This window comes from Pigmentiphaga sp. MLSB6-MA01 (genome assembly GCF_058793475.1).
Map to the genome: position 1 here is coordinate 1 of NZ_JBXAFV010000017.1, position 16,372 is coordinate 16,372.

Here is a 16,372-nt window from a genome sequence, read left to right on the forward strand (position 1 = left end):
CCTTCGCTTCCCTCGCTGCGCTGCGCTTGTTGCCGCTGCGGTTGCGTTGTTTGCGTCGAGAAAGAGACTATAGCACGATTTTTCTGGCGTGTGCAACTCGGCCCCGGGAAAAGGAGGAAGGCCGGCCCTGCGGCTTCCCTCCCCTATATATAGCGACTACGCGGGCGCGTGATCCAATCCGATATCCAGCACGCCCACGCTGTGCGTCAGCCAGCCGATGGAGATCAGGTCCACGCCGGTACGCGCCACGGCCGGGGCGGTCTGGGGCGTGATGCGTCCCGACGCCTCGGTCACCGCGCGGCCGTCGACGCGGCGCACCGCCTCGGTCATGGTCTCGACACTCATGTTGTCCAGCAGGATGGCGTCCACCTTCAGCTCCAGCGCCTCGTCCAGTTGTTCCAGCGTGTCGACTTCCAGTTCTATCATCACCAGATGCCCCACGCCGGCACGCGCGCGCCGCACCGCCTCGGCCACGCTGCCGGCGATCGCCACGTGGTTGTCCTTGATCAGCACCGCGTCGTCCAGGCCGAAGCGATGATTCGAGCCGCCCCCCACCCGGACCGCGTACTTCTGCACGATGCGCATCCCCGGCATGGTCTTGCGCGTACACACCACGCGCGACCGCGCATCGCCGATGGCATCGACCACGGAGGCCGTCGCCGACGCAATGCCACTCATATGGCACATGAAATTGAGCGCGGTACGTTCGGCCGTCAACATGGCGCGCGAATTGCCCTCTACCACCGCGATGACGTCTCCCGGCTGGATGCGGCTGCCGTCGGGCTTGCGCACGTCGACGCGGATGTCCGGATCGATCAGGCCGAACGCCAGGCGCGCCACGTCCATGCCGGCGACCACGCCGGGCTGGCGGGCCACCATGGCGGTCCGGCCGCGATGCCCGGCGGGAACGATGGCGTTCGTGGTCAGGTCGCCCGCCCGGCCGAGATCTTCCAGCAAGGTGGCGCGCACCAGGGGTTCGATCATGACCGAAGGCAACGGCGCGACGTCCCATGCCTCCTGGGCGCCTCTGCCGTGGGCGCCGGACTTATATATGCTCATTATGAGTATTTTCCGTTGAAAAAAATCGCGGCTCTAGCCGTCTTCGTTATGCTAAGTATGAGCATAAGGGCTGTCAATACGTGGAAACCTGAAAAAACGCGCCCGTGGCTTAGTTGCCGCGAACCAGCGGGAGCTTGCTGCCGCTCAGGGCCCGCTCCAGCATCACGTCGCCGCGGAACCGGAAGAGCTTGGCCGGGCGCCCCGGCGTCTCGGTGGATTGCGCGCCGGTTTCCTCGACCAGTTGCTGCTGCTCGATGAAGCGGCGGAAATTCTGCTTGTGCAGCGACCGGCCGGCCAGCGCCTCGACGGCCTGCTGCAGTTGCAGCAGGGTAAAGGCCGGCGGCATCAACTCGAACACCACGGGGCGGTACTTGATCTTGGCCCGCAGCCGCGCGATGCCGGTGGCCAGGATGCGGCGGTGGTCATGCCGCATGGGCTGGCCCAGGTGCGGCAGCCCGGTCCGGCCGGCGCGGCGGATGGCTTCGTGCACCAGCCCCGCCTCGAACAGGAGTTCGTAGCGTTGCAGGACCAGTTCCTCGTTCCAGGCTCGGCCGTCCAGACCGAAACAGACCTCGGCCCGCTGCTGCCGGGTCCGGCGCTGGGCGGCATCGGCGCCCGCCCGGCACCATTCGCGTAGCGCATGGTCGATCAGTTCTCCCAGTTCGGCCGACGGCGCGCGCCGGTCTTCCCAAGGGAAATAGCGATACCAGCCGTGCCAGGCGGCATCGGCGCCGGAAACCGGCCCTTGCCGGGTCAGGGCCAGGTAGCTGATGGAAATGACGCGCTGCTCGGACTTCTGTTCGGTGCGGTCGCGGTCGGCGAAGGTATAGAGCTGCTCGACGTAGCCCAGCGGGTGGTGCGTCTGCTCCTCCACCCAGGCGCGCAGGCCGGCCTGCAGCGAACGGTGGCCGGACTCGAAGGGGCCGGACGGCAGCATGCGTCCATCGTGCGTGGTCAGGACCAGCGGCTCGGCATCGGTGGCGGCGACGAGCACCGCCACCAATTCAGCGGCCAGGGGGTGTTGGCTAGCGACGGTCAAGGGTGTCTCATTTCCTGCGCAAGTCGCTCCAGTCGGCGGTGGTGATGGCCAGCACGGCCGCCACCCAGGTCACCATCATCGCCAGCCAGCCGGTATAGCTGGGGTAGCCCCTGGACAGCACGTAGGCACTGCAGCCGATCGCCACCAGCACCAGCCACGGCGCGCGGCGCCGGGCGTAGCTGCTGCGCGTGTCGTCGGGCTGCCGGCGAGGGTCCATAAAGAGTCCCATTACATCCTCCATCAAACAGCGGCGCATTTTAGAAGATATGGCGGCATCCCCGCCGATCTCTTTTATGGCCGCCCTCGCGCGCGGCGCCCGGATCCTAGCGGTCGAGCAGCGACATCCCCAGTTGGGCCCGGCGCTGCAGCCACAGGCTGGGCCGGTAACGCATGTCGCCCGTGACGCGCACGATGTTGCGCAGGATCTCGACGATCCGTGCCGTGCCCAGCGCGTCGCCCATGGCCAGCGGCCCTTTGGGGTAGCCCAGGCCCAACGTGACGGCGTGCTCGATGTCCTCGGGCGTGGCGATGCCCTGCTGGGCGATCTCGCAGGCGATGTTGACGATGGTGGCGACGATGCGCTGGGCAACGAAGCCGGGCGAATCCTGCACCAGCGTCACCGGCGCGCCGTCGGTGGAGAAACGGGCCACGGCGGCATCCCGCCACTCGCCCGCGGTCAGGGGCGTAGCCATGAGCGTGCGGCGGCGCCCTTCCGGCAGACCGTGCAGGACGTCCACGGCCACCGTCCTGCGGGCGTCCAGGCCCTGGTCGCAGACCGCCGTGGTGGCATCCTCGCCCAGGGGCGTGACCACGATCAAGGCGTCATCGCCGGGACGATCGCCCTGCTGCACCTTCGCGCCCAGGCGCTCCAGCAGCTCGACCACCACCGCGCGGCCCTCGGGCCGGGCCGGCGACACCCAGACCTCGGGCATCCGCGCCACCGCAGGCGGCGGCGCCTCGGGCGCGGTCTGTTTCTTGCCATCGACATAGGCGTAGAAGCCCTGGCCCGTCTTGCGGCCCAGCAGCCCCCCGGCCACGCGCACGGTGCCCAGCGGCGAGGGGCGGAAACGCGGCTCGTCGAAGAACTGGCGGTAGATGGACTCCATGACGGGATGCGAGACATCCAGGCCGGTCAGGTCCATCAGTTCGAAGGGCCCCATCCGGAATCCGGCCTGGCCGGTCATGACGGCATCGACCTGGGCACAATCGGCCACGCTTTCCTGCACGATCCGCAACCCTTCGGTGTTGAGGCCCCGGCCCAGGTGGTTCACGATGAAGCCGGGCATGTCCTTGGCGCGCACGGGCGTATGCCCCATGCGGCGTGTCAGTTCCGTCAACGCATCGCCCACCGCCGGATCACTGCGCAGGCCGTCGATGACCTCCACCACCTTCATCAGCGGAACGGGGTTGAAGAAATGATAGCCCGCCACGCGCGCGGGCAGGCGGCAGGCCGAGGCGATCGCGGTGATGGACAGGGACGAGGTATTCGAGGCCAGGATGCACCGCTCGCCGACGATGTCCTCCAACTGCCGGAACAGCCCCTGCTTGGCGTCCAGCCGCTCGACGATGGCCTCGATCACGAGATCGCAATCGCGCAGCTGCGCCAGGTCTTCGCACAGGGTGAGCGCCTGGAGCGCAGCCTCGGCCCGGGGCGCTTCCAGCCGGCCCTTCTGCACGAGCTTGTCCCAGGTGTCGCGCAGGCTGTCGCGCGCCGATGCGAGCGCCGCCTGGGCGGTGTCGTACAGGTAGACGCGCAGTCCGGCCTGGGCCGCGATCTGGGCGATGCCTCGCCCCATCGCGCCCGCGCCGACTATCCCCACGCTATTGATCTGTGCCATTTACCCTGCCTCCTTGGCGGCCCTCAGGCCGTGTATGCCTTGATGGTTTCGCGCGCGATGACGAGTTGCTGTATTTGCGAGGTTCCTTCGTACAGGCGGAACAGGCGGACGTCGCGATAAAAGCGTTCGACCGCATACTCGGCAATGTAGCCCGATCCGCCGTGTATCTGCACGGCGCGGTCGGCCACGCGCCCCACCATCTCGGTGGAGAACAGCTTGCAGCAGGAGGCTTCCAGCGTCGTCGATTCACCCCGGTCGCGCTTGCGGGCCGCGTCCAGCACCATGGTCCGGGCAGCGTAGGCTTCGGTCTGGCTATCGGCGATCATCGCCTGGATCAACTGGAAGTCGGCGATGGCCTGGCCGAACTGCTTGCGCTCGGTGGCATAGCGCACGGACTCGGCGATCAACCGCTCGGCCATGCCGACGCAGACGGCCGAGATGTGCAGGCGGCCCTTGTCCAGCACGCGCATGGCGGTGCGAAAGCCGTTGCCCTCTTCCCCGCCCAGCAAGGCGCTGGCGGGCACGCGGCAGTCGTCGAACACGATGTCGCAGGTCAAGGAGCCGGCCTGGCCCATCTTGCGGTCCGGCTTGCCCAGCGTGATGCCGGGCGTGCCGGCCTCGACCAGGAAGCACGAGATCGCGCCCGCCCCACGCCCTTCGCCCGTGCGGGCCATGACGGTATAGAGGCCCGCGATGGGAGCATTGGTGATGAAACGCTTGGTGCCGTTCAGCACATAGTGGTCGCCGTCGCGGCGCGCCGAGGTCCGCAGCGACAGGGCGTCCGACCCTGCGTCCGGCTCGGTCAGCGCGAACGAGCCGACCAGCTCGCCACTGGCCAGGCGCGGCAGGTAATGATCGCGCTGTTCCTCGGTACCCGCCAGCACGATGGCCTGCGAGCCGATGCCGATGTTGGTGCCCGCCAAGGAACGGAAGGCTGGCGACGTGCGGCCCAGCTCCATCGCGATCAGCACTTCTTCTTCCATGTTCAGCCCCAACCCGCCGTACTCCGGCGCGATGGACAGGCCGAACAGGCCCAGCGCCTGCATTTCCTCGCGCACCTGCGGCGGAATCACGCCGGTTTCGGCCACTTCGGCCTCGAGCGGAACCAGGCGCTCGGCCACGAACGTGCGTGTGGCCTCGATCAGCAACTTCAAGGTATCGGCATCCAACGACATGAGAGTCCCCATTAGGAAGTGGCAGCCGGCCTGACGCACAGGCCGGCGGATAGAAGTTCGAAATAGTCGAGCGCGATCTGTTCGGCCGTGCTGCCATGGCCGGGCTTGAACCAGCGCGCCATCCAGTTGAGCAGCGACAGCACGGCGCGGCCCGAGGTCACGATCTGTCCCGGCCGGAACACGCCTTCGCGCGCCCCCTGCTCCAGGATCTGGCGCAGCAGCCGTTCGTAGGCGTCGCGCAGCCGCGAGGCGTCGTCGCGGTAACTGGGGCTCATGCCGCTGAATCCCACCAGCATGGCGACAAAGCTCCAGTAGTTGTGTTCCAGGTAGGCGGCATGCGCCGTCATGAAGACGCGCAGCTTGTCCAGCGGGGCCGGCTGCGCGTCCACCGCGGGCACGACGGCGTCGGTCAGGCCTTGCAGCGCCTGGAGGATGATGGCGTCGTAGATGTCCTGCTTGGTGGCGAAGTAGTGATAGATGGCCGGCTTGGAGACGCCGATGGCGGCGGCCAGCTCACCGATGGAACTGCTTTCGTAGCCACTTTGCGCGAACAGCTTCGAGGCTTCCAGCAGGATGCGCTCGCGCGCGTCGGCCACCACGGGCGGACGGCCCTGGCGGCGCCGGGGAGCGGGACGGGAAGCGGGTGAGGACATGTCGATCGCATTTATTTACCGAACGGTAGGTAAATAATACCAGCGGCGAACGGGACCGCAACCCTCGCAAACCCGGAGGCGGTCCTGGAACCCGGTTACTTCAGCGGCTTGGGCGCGGGAAAAAGGTCCTCGAGCTCGATTCCGCGCTCTTTCAGCACGGCCTCCAGCAAGGGCTGGAGCTTGCCCAGGCTTTCCTGCACGGTTTCGCGCACGGTATCGACCACCACTTGCGTCCCGCGCTCGATCTCGATGTTGAGCCGGTCGCCCACCTGCTTTGCCTCGAACGTGGTCATGCGCCGCGTCTCGGGAATCAGCCAGACCTCGAACCAGCCCTCGGCCCGATTGACCTCGGCGACCGTCAGGCTGGCGCCATTGATGGCAATGTAGCCCTTGGCGAAGACGTATCGGCGAAAGGCCTCGGGTATGGTGAAGCGCATGACGCGGTTCGTGTCCGAACTGCGGATGCCGGCGATGGTGGTGGTGAAATCGACATGGCCGGACAGGGGATGGCCGCCGATCTCGGCCCCGTCCTTGGCGGCGCGCTCGACGTTGATGCGCGAGCCCACGCCGTACTCGGACAGCGTGGTGATATTCAGGCTCTGCAGCATGACGTCGAACGAGGCGGCGGTGGGGCTGGCGATGTCGGTGACCGTCAGGCAGACGCCGTCCACCGAGACGCTGGCGCCTATGGCCAGGTCCTGGCAGAAACCCGGCGGGAACTCGAGCGTGAAGGTGCGCAGGCCCTCGCGGTCGTTCATGGCGGCGATCTGGGCGGTGCCCTGGATGATTCCGGTAAACACGATATTCCTCGGCGCGTGGGGATGGCGATCCCCGCATTGGTCATGGGCGATAGCTTAACGCGACCCCGCCCGCGGCGATTTTTACGCCATTTTTATACCCGCCCGCCCAAGCTATACCCCGTTTTTATACCCATCTCCTTACGCTGACAGGCGTCGGGCATGGGGACGAAAAGGCCGTCCGCGCCCATCGAGGAGTCCGCATCGGCGGGAAAAAATGGATCTCATCTACCTGTTGGGCCTGGTCGTCATCGCGCGCGCGACCATCGGGCTGATTCAGTTCTGCGCGGCGCTGTCGCAAGGAGAAACGCCATGACCTGGCTGCACCTGGCCGGCGCCGTGGCGGCCGCGGCCCTGTTCGTCTATCTGCTCGTCGCCCTGTTCAAGGCGGAGAAATTCTGATGGATATCAAGCTGCTCCTTCTGCTGGCGCTTTATATCGCGGTCCTCCTGGCGATCGCCCCCTTCCTGGGCCGCTACATCCGCCTCGCCCTGGACGGCGGTCCATCGAGATGGACCGCCTGGGGCCGGCCCGCCGAGCGTCTCATCTACCGGCTGGCCGGCGTCGACCCGTCCGCCGAAACCGGCTGGAAAGCCTACGCCATGGCCGTCGTGGCCTTCAACCTGGTCGGCCTCGTCGCCTTGTACGCACTGCAACGCGTGCAGGGATGGCTGCCGCTGAACCCCGCCGCGCTGGGAGCGGTGGCGCCGGACTCGGCCCTGAACACGGCGGTGAGCTTCGTCACCAACACGAATTGGCAAGGCTACGCGGGCGAAACGACCATGAGCTACCTGACCCAGATGCTGGGCCTGGGCGTGCAGAACTTCGTCTCCGCCGCCACCGGCATCGCGGTGCTGTTCGCGCTCATGCGCGGGCTGGCGCGGCACAGCGCGGGCACGGTCGGTAACTTCTGGGCCGACCTGGTGCGCTCGACGCTATACGTGCTGCTGCCTCTGTCGCTGCTGTTCGCACTGTTCCTGGTCAGCCAGGGCGTGATCCAGAATTTCGATGCCTACCAGACCGTGCATACGCTGGAGGGCGCCTCGCAGACCCTGCCCATGGGGCCGGTGGCTTCGCAAGAGGCCATCAAGCTGCTGGGCACGAACGGTGGCGGCTTCTTCAACGCGAATTCGGCGCATCCCTTCGAGAACCCCACCGCAGCCAGCAACTTCCTGGAAATGCTCGCGATCCTGCTGATCCCCGCCGCCCTGTGCATGACGTTCGGGGAACTGGTGGGCAGCCGTGCCCAGGGCGCCACGATCCTGGCCGCGATGACGGCGCTGTTCGTGCTGTTCGTGCTCGCGACCGGCTACTTCGAGCAACACGCCAACCCCATGCTGGCGCAGCCCGGCATCGATGCCGCGTCCTCCGCGCTGTCGGCCGGCGGGAACATGGAGGGCAAGGAAAGCCGGTTCGGCATCGCCGCCAGCGCCCTGTTCGCCGTCGTCACCACCGCGGCCTCGTGCGGCGCGGTCAACGCCATGCACGACTCGCTCACGGCGATGGGCGGTTTCTCGCCCCTGCTGCTGATGCAACTGGGCGAAGTGGTGTTCGGCGGCGTCGGCTCCGGCCTGTACGGCATGCTGGTCTTCGCCATCACCGGCGTGTTCATCGCCGGTCTCATGATAGGCCGCACGCCCGAGTACCTGGGCAAGAAAATCGAAAGCTACGACATGAAGATGGTGGCCATCGTGCTGCTGGCCACGCCACTGCTGGTGTTGCTGGGCACGGCCCTGGCCGTCTCGCTGGCCGACGGGCGGGCCGGGATATTCAATCCGGGCGCCCACGGTTTCTCGGAAGTCCTGTACGCGCTGTCCTCGGCGGCCAACAACAACGGCAGCGCCTTCGCCGGCCTGTCCGCCAACACGCCTTTCTACAACGTGCTGCTCGCCCTGGCGATGTGGAGCGGCCGTTTCGGGATCATCGTCCCGGTCCTGGCCCTGGCCGGATCGCTGGCCGCCAAGCGGCGGATTCCCGCCGGCCCGGGCACCATGCCCACCACGGGACCGCTGTTCGTCGTGCTGCTGATAGGCGCCGTGCTGATGGTGGGCGCGCTGACCTACATCCCCGCGCTGGCCCTGGGGCCGGTGGCGGAACACCTGCAACCCTGAACGCCTGGACGGGCCTCATCATGTCTTCGCACCTGCAACCTTCCCTTCCCCACCCCGCCGCCGCGGCGCCGGCCCGGCGCACCCTGCCGTCCAGCCCGCTCGGCCCGGCCCTGAAAGAGAGCCTGCTCAAGCTGCGGCCTTCGACCCAGGTCCGCAACCCGGTGATGTTCACCGTGTACGTGGGCAGCGTGCTGACCACCCTGCTGTGGATCGCCGGGCTGTTCGGCCACGCGGATGCCAGCACCGGATTCATGTTCGCCGTCTCCGCCTGGCTGTGGTTCACCGTGCTGTTCGCCAACTTCGCCGAGGCGCTGGCCGAAGGACGCGGCAAGCAGCAGGCGGCCGCGCTGCGCGGACTGCGCACGACCGTGCTCGCCCGGGTCGTACAGGGCGTGCCGGCCGGCACGCCCGCGACGGCCGAAGGCTACCGCGGCCACGTGGCGGAGCGTCCCTCGGGCAGCCTGCGCAAGGGCGACGTCGTGCTGGTCGAGGCGGGCGGCACCATCCCTGGCGACGGCGAAGTCATCGCCGGCATCGCCTCGGTGGACGAAAGCGCCATCACCGGGGAGTCGGCCCCCGTCATACGCGAGGCCGGCGGCGACTTCTCGTCGGTGACGGGCGGCACGCGCGTACTGTCGGACTGGATCATCGTGCAGGTCGCGGCCAACCCCGGCGAAAGCTTCCTGGACCGCATGATCGCGATGGTGGAAAGCGCGCGGCGCCAGAAGACCCCGAACGAAATCGCGCTGAACATCCTGCTGGTGGGCCTGACGCTGGTCTTCCTGCTGGTGGTCGCGACCCTGCTGCCGTTCTCGTTCTTCGCCATTTCCGCCGCCGGCCAGGGAACCGCCATCGCGATCACCGCCCTGGTGGCGCTGCTGGTCTGCCTGATCCCCACCACCATCGGCGGCCTGCTTTCGGCGATAGGCGTGGCCGGCATGAGCCGCATGATGCGCGCCAATGTGATCGCCACCTCGGGCCGGGCGGTGGAGGCGGCCGGCGACGTGGACGTGCTGCTGCTGGACAAGACCGGCACCATCACCTTCGGCAACCGCCAGGCCAGCGCCTTCCACCCGGCGCCCGGCGTGGCGGCCGACGGCCTGGCGCGCGCCGCCTGCCTGGCCTCGCTGGCCGACGAGACCCCCGAAGGCCGCAGCATCGTCGCGCTGGCGGCCCGCCAATCGGGCCGCGCGCCCGAGGCGGCCGCCGGGGCGGTCTTCGTCCCCTTCTCGGCCCATACCCGCATGAGCGGCGTGGACCTGGCGGACCGCCGCATACGCAAGGGCGCGGTGGACGCGATGCAGGCCTGGCTGGCCGGGCAAGGCGCCACGCTGCCCGAAGCCGTCGCGCGGGCGGCGGACGATGCGGGCCGGCGCGGCAGCACGCCGCTGGTGGTCTGCGACGGCCGCGCCGCGCTGGGCGTCGTGGAACTCAAGGACATCGTCAAGCCCGGCATGCGGGAGCGGTTCGGAGAACTGCGCCGCATGGGCATCAAGACGGTGATGATCACCGGCGACAACAAGCTCACGGCCGCCGCCATCGCCGCCGAGGCGGGCGTGGACGACTTCCTGGCGCAAGCCACGCCCGAGGCCAAGCTGGCGTTGATCCGCCGCTACCAGGCCGACGGCCGGCTGGTGGCGATGACCGGGGACGGCACCAACGACGCCCCCGCGCTGGCGCAGGCCGACGTGGCGGTGGCGATGAATTCCGGCACCCAGGCCGCCAAGGAGGCCGGCAACATGGTTGACCTGGATTCGGATCCGACCAAGCTGATCGAGGTCGTCGAGACCGGCAAGCAGATGCTGATGACGCGCGGCGCGCTGACCACCTTCAGCATCGCCAACGACGTGGCCAAGTATTTCGCGATCATTCCCGCCGCCTTCGCCGGCGTCTACCCGCAGCTCGCCACGCTGAACGTCATGCGGCTGGCCTCGCCGTCGTCGGCCATCCTGTCGGCCGTGATCTTCAATGCGCTCATCATCATCGTGCTGATCCCGCTGGCCCTGAAGGGCGTGCGCTACCGGCCGCTGGGCGCGGCCGCGCTGCTGCGCCGCAATCTGGTGATCTACGGGCTGGGCGGCCTGCTGGTGCCGTTCGCCGGCATCAAGCTGATCGACATGGTCCTGGCCGCGGCCGGACTCGCTTGAACCGTTCCGTTCCGGAGACTCTCATGACCCCCGCTTCCTCTCCCGTCCGGCCACGCGTGCTTCGGCCCGCCCTGGCCGTGTTCGCCGCGCTCGCCATCATCACCGGCCTGCTCTACCCGCTGGCCACCACGATCCTCGCCCGGCTGGCCTTTCCGCACCAGGCGGCCGGATCGCTCATCCAGTCACAGGAGACGACGACCGGCTCGGCATTGATCGGCCAATCGTTCACTTCGCCGCGCTATTTCTGGGGACGCCCTTCGGCCACCGCCGACCGGCCGTACAACGCGCTGGCCTCCGGCGGCTCCAACCTGGGACCCCGCAACCACGACCTGGCGCGCCTGGCGGGCGAACGCGCCCAGGCGCTGCGCCAGGCGGACCCCGGCAACACGGCCCCCATTCCGGTGGACCTGGTCGCCGCCTCGGGCAGCGGCCTGGACCCCCACATCAGCGTGGCGGGCGCCCGCTACCAGGCGCCACGGGTGGCGCGCGAGCGCGGACTGCCCACGGCCGAGGTGGAAAAACTGATCGCCACCCATACGGAGCGGCCGTTCATCGGCATACTGGGCGAACCCGTGGTAAACGTACTCCAGCTCAACCTCGCGCTGGACCGGCTACCCCGCCCCTGACCCGCCGCCCGAGTCCAGACCCGATCCATGGCATCCGCCCCTCCTGGCCGTCCCGATCCCGATACCCTGCTCCGGACCCTCGATGCCGCGGCGCAGCCGGCCGCGCGCGGCCGGCTGCGCATCTATTTCGGCGCTTCGGCCGGTGTCGGCAAGACCTACGCCATGCTGGAGGCCGCGCGCCACCGGATGGAGCAAGGCGCGGACGTGGTGGCCGGCGTCGTCGAAACGCATGGGCGCAAGGAAACGATGGCCCTGCTGGCCGGCATTCCCGCGCTGCCGCCGGCCGGGATCCGGTACCGCGAACGGGTGTTGAAGGAATTCGACCTGGACGGCGCCCTGGCAAGGCGGCCCGCCCTGGTGCTGGTGGACGAACTGGCTCACTCGAACGTTCCGGGATCGCGCCACGACAAGCGGTGGCAGGACGTGCACGAACTGCTCGCGGCCGGCATCGATGTCTGGACCACGCTGAACGTGCAGCACCTGGACAGCCTGAACGAGGCGGTGGGCGGCATCACCGGCGTGCGGATACGGGAGACCGTGCCCGACGCCGTGTTCGACGACGCCGACGAGGTCATCCTGGTCGACACCTCGGCCGACGAACTGTTGCGCCGGCTGCGCCAGGGCAAGGTGTACCTGCCCGATCAGGCCCGGCACGCGGCCGGCCATTTTTTCCGCAAAGGCAACCTGATCGCGCTGCGCGAACTGGCCTTGCGGCGCACCGCGGAACACGTGGACGACGACGTGCAGGCCTACCGGCTGGATCGGGCCATCACGGACATCTGGCGCACGCGGGAAGCCGTCCTGGCCTGCGTCGCGGCCGACGATGCCGCCCACGTGGTGCGCAACGCGCATCGCCTCGCCCAGCAACTGGACTGCGAGCTGCACGTGGTCACCATCGAAAGCCTGCGCGTCCAGCCCCAACCGGCAGCCCGCCACGACACCCTGCGGCGGGTGCTGGCGCACGCCGAGTCACTGGGCGCGCGGACCGAGGTCCTGGGCGGCACCGACCTGGTGGAGGCCGTCGTCCGCTACGCCCGGCGCCACAACATCACCAAGGTCGTCCTGGGCCGCACCGCGCCGGGCGGCCTGCGGCGCCTGCGCCTGTCGCTGTCGGGCCTGTTGTCGCGCCTGCTGGCGCCGGGCTGGATCTGGCACCGCCACAGCTTCGCGGACCTGCTGGCGGCCACCTGCCCGGAAATCGACGTGATCCGCATCGCGGCGCCGCCGCTACCGCCGCCGGCGCGCGCGGCGGCGGTAGCGGACCCGCGGGAGCCGCGCGACGCCTCCCGCCTGCCGGCCTACCTCTGGGCACTGGTGTATTGCGGCGCCGCGGCCGCATTGTCCTCGCTGGCCTTCCCCGTGCTGCACCAGACCAACATCGTCATGCTCTTCCTGCTGGCGGTGATCGGGGTGGCGCTGCGCCACGGCCGCGGGCCGGCCGCGCTCGCCTCGCTGGTCAGCGTCGCCCTGTTCGACTTCCTGTTCGTCCAGCCCCTGTGGTCCTTCGCGATCTCCGACATCCAGTACGCCCTGACCTTCCTCGTCCTGCTGTCGGCGGGACTCGTGGTCGGGCAGTTGACCGCGGGGCTGCGCCTGCAGGCCGAAACCTCGGTACGCCGCGAGGCCGAGGCGCACGGGCTGTACGAGTTCGCGCGCGAACTGTCATCGGCGCTGCAACCGGAACAGATCGTCGAAGCCACGTCCTCGTATCTCCGGGCGGCCTTCGACACCCGCTGCGCGCTGTATGTCCTCGACACGGCCGACCGCCTGCTGCCCGCGGCCCCGGCCGATGCCTCCACGGGGCTGGAGCCGGCCCTGGCGCAATGGGCCTACGACCACGGGCAGCCCGCCGGTGCCGGCACGGCCACGCTGTCGACCAGCGCTTTCTACTACCTGCCCTTGCAGGCATCGATGCGCACGCGCGGCGTGCTGGCGATCGCCTGCGGCGGCCGCCCCGACCTGAACGACGCCGAGAGCCGCCGGCAGATGGCGGCCTACGGCACGCTGGTGGCCATCGCGCTGGAACGGCTGCACTACGTGGAAGTCGCCCAGCACGCGCTGCTCAGCGTCGAATCCGAGAAACTGCGCAACTCGTTGCTGGCGGCCGTCTCGCACGATCTGCGCACGCCGCTGACCAGCCTGGTAGGCACCTCCGAGACGCTGCTGCGGCAGCATCCGGACTTGCCCCGCTCCGCGCGCGACGCCCTGCAAGGACTGGCGGTGCAGGCCCGGCGCATGCACGCCATGGTGGACAACATCCTGGACATGGCCAGGCTGCAGAGCGGGGATGCTCCCCTGCACCGCGAATGGCAATCCATCGAGGAACTGGTCGGCTCGGCGCTGGCCTACATGCGCGACGCCCTCGGTCAACGGCAAGTCACGGTGGGCCGCCTGTCCGGCCTGCCCCTGGTGGAATGCGATGGAGTCCTGGTCGAGCGCGTGCTCTGCAACCTGCTGGAGAACGCGATCAAATACACCCCCGAGCGCAGCGCGATCCACATCGACGCGGAAATCCGGGGCGGCGTGCTTGCCACCCTGGTAACCGACGACGGTCCCGGCGTGCCGCCGGACGCCGCGGACCGCATATTCGACAAATTCGCCCGCGGCGAGAGGGAATCATCGACGTCGGGCGTAGGCTTGGGACTGGCGGTGTGCCAGGCCATCGTCCGCGCCCATGGCGGCGACATCCGGCTGGAAGCCCCTCCGGGCGGGCGCGGCGCGCGCTTCGCCTTCACCCTGCCCCTGGGCACGCCACCGGAAATCTATCCCGAACCGGACGCTCCATGTTCGACTACCGCCCCAACATCCTGATCATCGAAGACGATGCGGCCATCCGCCGCTTCGTGCGCACAGCCCTGGAAGGCGAAGGCGCCACGATCTTCGAGGCCGAGACCGTGCAGCGCGGACTGATCGAGGCCGGGACCCGGCACCCCGATCTGGTGGTCCTCGACCTGGGCCTGCCCGACGCCGACGGCATGACCCTGATCCGCGAACTTCGCGGCTGGACGGAAGTGCCGGTGCTGGTGCTGTCGGCCCGCGATGCCGAAAGCGACAAGATCGGCGCCCTGGACGCCGGCGCCGACGACTATCTGAGCAAACCCTTCGGCGTGGGCGAACTCCTGGCGCGCGTGCGCGTCCTGCTCCGCCGGCACGGGCGCGGGGGCGCCGGCCAACCCGCGGAAATCCGCTTCGGCGATATCACGCTGGACTTCTCCCGGCGCACCGTGACCCGTGGCGGCGAGGCGGTGCACCTGACCAACCGCGAATACCGCCTGCTCGCCACCCTGGCGGCGCACCGCGGCAAGGTCATGACGCACCGCGAACTCCTGCGCGAAGTCTGGGGGCCGGCCTACGTCGGCAACAATCACTATCTGCGCATCTACATGGGCCACCTGAGGCAGAAGCTCGAAGCCGATCCGGCCCAGCCCGCCTACCTGCTGACGGAAGTCGGCGTCGGCTACCGTTTCACGGGCTGAACGTCGCGGCGGACCAAGGGCGCCGCGCGGCCGCAAACGTGAACGATTCTTTACAAGCGGTTTCATTCCTGGGCGCTCCTTCCTAAGATACGCCTACCAGTCCCGGCAGGATTTCATTGTCCGGGTCGTTCAGGAGCACCAAAGTGGACCCATCCCTGCCGCTTACCGCCAGTCAGGCCCTGGCGCTCGGCAATCCGGCGATGTGCCTGCTGTTCGCGCTGGGCTTCGCATGCATCTGGGCCCACGAGCGGCCGCGCACCTATCTGCTGCTGTATGCCGCCGCCTTCGCCGTCTACGCCGCCGGAACCCTGCTGCGGATCTTCGATCGCCCCGACGCGACCGGGGACGACCTCGCCGCCGCCGTACTCTACGTGGGCAGCGCGCTGCTGCTCGCCCGCGGCCTGTTCGCCCGCTGCGGCATCGATGCCGACGGGTCGCCGCTGGGCGCCCTGGGCATCGCCCTCCTGGTCCTGCTGCTGCATTTCCACATCATGCAGAACGATGTCCCGGCGTTCGCCTATACGCTGGGCGTCGGCATGGGCGCGCTGCTGCTCCTGGCATGGATGCGGCTGGGCAAGCTGCGCCGGGGAGCCGCGGCCGACCAGGTACTGTACTGGGTGCTTCCGTTCGTCTCCGCCGGCCTGTTCCTGGGCATTTCCTGGGTGGCGGGCTCGACCCCGCACTCGGCCGGCGAATTCGTGCAGCCCGACATCTGGCTGCAGGCCCTCCCGCCCATCGGCCTCGCCCTGGCACTGGGCGGTTCACTCTTTGCCAGCGCGCTATCCGACCTCATCACGCCGCTCAAGCACGAACGCGTCACCGACCCGCTCACCCAGCTGAAGAACCGCCGCAATTTCGAAGACCTGAGCCACGGCCGCCTGCAACGGCATCCGGCGTATCCGTTCAGCCTGATCCTGCTGGACCTGGACACCTTCAAGTCCATCAACGATACCTATGGCCATGCCGCGGGCGACGCGACGCTGGCCGAAACGGGCCGGATCATCCGCGACTGCATCCGCAGCGGCGACATGGCCTGGCGGCTGGGCGGCGATGAGTTCGCGATACTGATGCCCGGCACGCCGGCGGCCGGGGCCGCCCAGGTAGCCGAACGCATACGCGCGCAGTTGGCCGTGACGCGGCTGGAAATGCCGCTGGGCGACTTCGCGGTGACGGCAAGCTTCGGCATCGCGCAGTCCTGGGTGGACGAGCCGCTCTACGAGCTGTTCGCCCGCACCGACATCCTCCTGTACGCGGCCAAGCGGCAGGGACGCGATCGGATCACCTGTGCCTCCGGGCAGGACCGGGTGGATGCCCGCGACGCCGCGGCGCCGGGCAAGGGCGAAGAAATGCTGTCGCTCTAGCCGGCCAGCCTTCGGACCATCCGATTGTTGGCGGATCCGGAAAAGTCATTTCCAGATTCCCGGTATTTAAAAGGATGCTTGCGCGCCCAT

Annotated in this window: 14 protein-coding genes; 7 read left to right on the forward strand and 7 right to left on the reverse strand. The window is 68.6% G+C overall.

Features of this window, described 5'->3' with window-relative positions; genetic code table 11:
* Positions 1-156 precede the first annotated feature (156 nt).
* The 7 genes from nadC to AC1Q6E_RS23655 all read right to left on the reverse strand — a co-directional run bounded on the left by nadC (position 157) and on the right by AC1Q6E_RS23655 (position 6,564).
* Positions 157-1,059, reverse strand: a complete 903-nt coding sequence (gene nadC, locus AC1Q6E_RS23625) for a carboxylating nicotinate-nucleotide diphosphorylase (RefSeq protein ID WP_296557191.1) — start codon at positions 1,057-1,059, stop codon at positions 157-159.
* 109 nt (positions 1,060-1,168) lie between these two features.
* Positions 1,169-2,098, reverse strand: coding sequence for an NUDIX hydrolase (locus AC1Q6E_RS23630; RefSeq protein ID WP_152799124.1), 930 nt, complete (start codon positions 2,096-2,098; stop codon positions 1,169-1,171).
* Positions 2,099-2,105: 7 nt separating this feature from the next.
* A complete protein-coding gene (locus AC1Q6E_RS23635) occupies positions 2,106-2,327 on the reverse strand; it encodes a hypothetical protein (RefSeq protein WP_152799126.1) in 222 nt (73 codons plus the stop codon).
* 94 nt (positions 2,328-2,421) lie between these two features.
* The gene (locus tag AC1Q6E_RS23640) at positions 2,422-3,936 is read right to left on the reverse strand and encodes a 3-hydroxyacyl-CoA dehydrogenase (protein WP_152799129.1); all 1,515 of its coding nucleotides are present in this window, start codon (positions 3,934-3,936) and stop codon (positions 2,422-2,424) included.
* Between the two features lie 23 nt (positions 3,937-3,959).
* Positions 3,960-5,111: an acyl-CoA dehydrogenase family protein gene (locus tag AC1Q6E_RS23645; RefSeq protein ID WP_152799131.1), complete on the reverse strand. Its 1,152-nt coding sequence runs from the start codon at positions 5,109-5,111 to the stop codon at positions 3,960-3,962.
* Between the two features lie 11 nt (positions 5,112-5,122).
* Complete coding sequence (locus AC1Q6E_RS23650; RefSeq protein WP_152799134.1) at positions 5,123-5,764, reverse strand: TetR/AcrR family transcriptional regulator; 642 nt, start codon at positions 5,762-5,764, stop codon at positions 5,123-5,125.
* Positions 5,765-5,859: 95 nt separating this feature from the next.
* On the reverse strand, positions 5,860-6,564 hold the full coding sequence (locus AC1Q6E_RS23655) for a riboflavin synthase subunit alpha (RefSeq protein WP_296557186.1): 705 nt from the start codon (positions 6,562-6,564) through the stop codon (positions 5,860-5,862).
* Positions 6,565-6,873: 309 nt separating this feature from the next.
* Between AC1Q6E_RS23655 and kdpF the strand changes: the two genes are divergently transcribed.
* From kdpF to AC1Q6E_RS23690, 7 genes are all read left to right on the forward strand, one after another.
* Positions 6,874-6,963: a K(+)-transporting ATPase subunit F gene (gene kdpF, locus AC1Q6E_RS23660; protein ID WP_132980717.1), complete on the forward strand. Its 90-nt coding sequence runs from the start codon at positions 6,874-6,876 to the stop codon at positions 6,961-6,963.
* A complete protein-coding gene (gene kdpA, locus AC1Q6E_RS23665) occupies positions 6,963-8,672 on the forward strand; it encodes a potassium-transporting ATPase subunit KdpA (protein ID WP_492573619.1) in 1,710 nt (569 codons plus the stop codon). The genes kdpF and kdpA overlap by 1 nt, the downstream gene beginning before the upstream one ends.
* A gap of 20 nt (positions 8,673-8,692) precedes the next feature.
* On the forward strand, positions 8,693-10,819 hold the full coding sequence (gene kdpB, locus AC1Q6E_RS23670; protein ID WP_152799139.1) for a potassium-transporting ATPase subunit KdpB: 2,127 nt from the start codon (positions 8,693-8,695) through the stop codon (positions 10,817-10,819).
* A 23-nt stretch (positions 10,820-10,842) separates the two neighbouring features.
* Positions 10,843-11,445: a potassium-transporting ATPase subunit KdpC gene (gene kdpC, locus AC1Q6E_RS23675; protein WP_152799142.1), complete on the forward strand. Its 603-nt coding sequence runs from the start codon at positions 10,843-10,845 to the stop codon at positions 11,443-11,445.
* A gap of 27 nt (positions 11,446-11,472) precedes the next feature.
* A complete protein-coding gene (locus AC1Q6E_RS23680) occupies positions 11,473-14,256 on the forward strand; it encodes a DUF4118 domain-containing protein (RefSeq protein ID WP_492573620.1) in 2,784 nt (927 codons plus the stop codon).
* On the forward strand, positions 14,229-14,921 hold the full coding sequence (gene kdpE, locus AC1Q6E_RS23685; protein WP_152799148.1) for a two-component system response regulator KdpE: 693 nt from the start codon (positions 14,229-14,231) through the stop codon (positions 14,919-14,921). Before AC1Q6E_RS23680 ends, kdpE begins: the two co-directional genes overlap by 28 nt.
* A gap of 143 nt (positions 14,922-15,064) precedes the next feature.
* Entirely contained in the window at positions 15,065-16,282 is a 1,218-nt protein-coding gene (locus tag AC1Q6E_RS23690; protein ID WP_492573621.1) for a GGDEF domain-containing protein, read from the forward strand.
* The last annotated feature ends 90 nt before the right edge of the window (positions 16,283-16,372 follow it).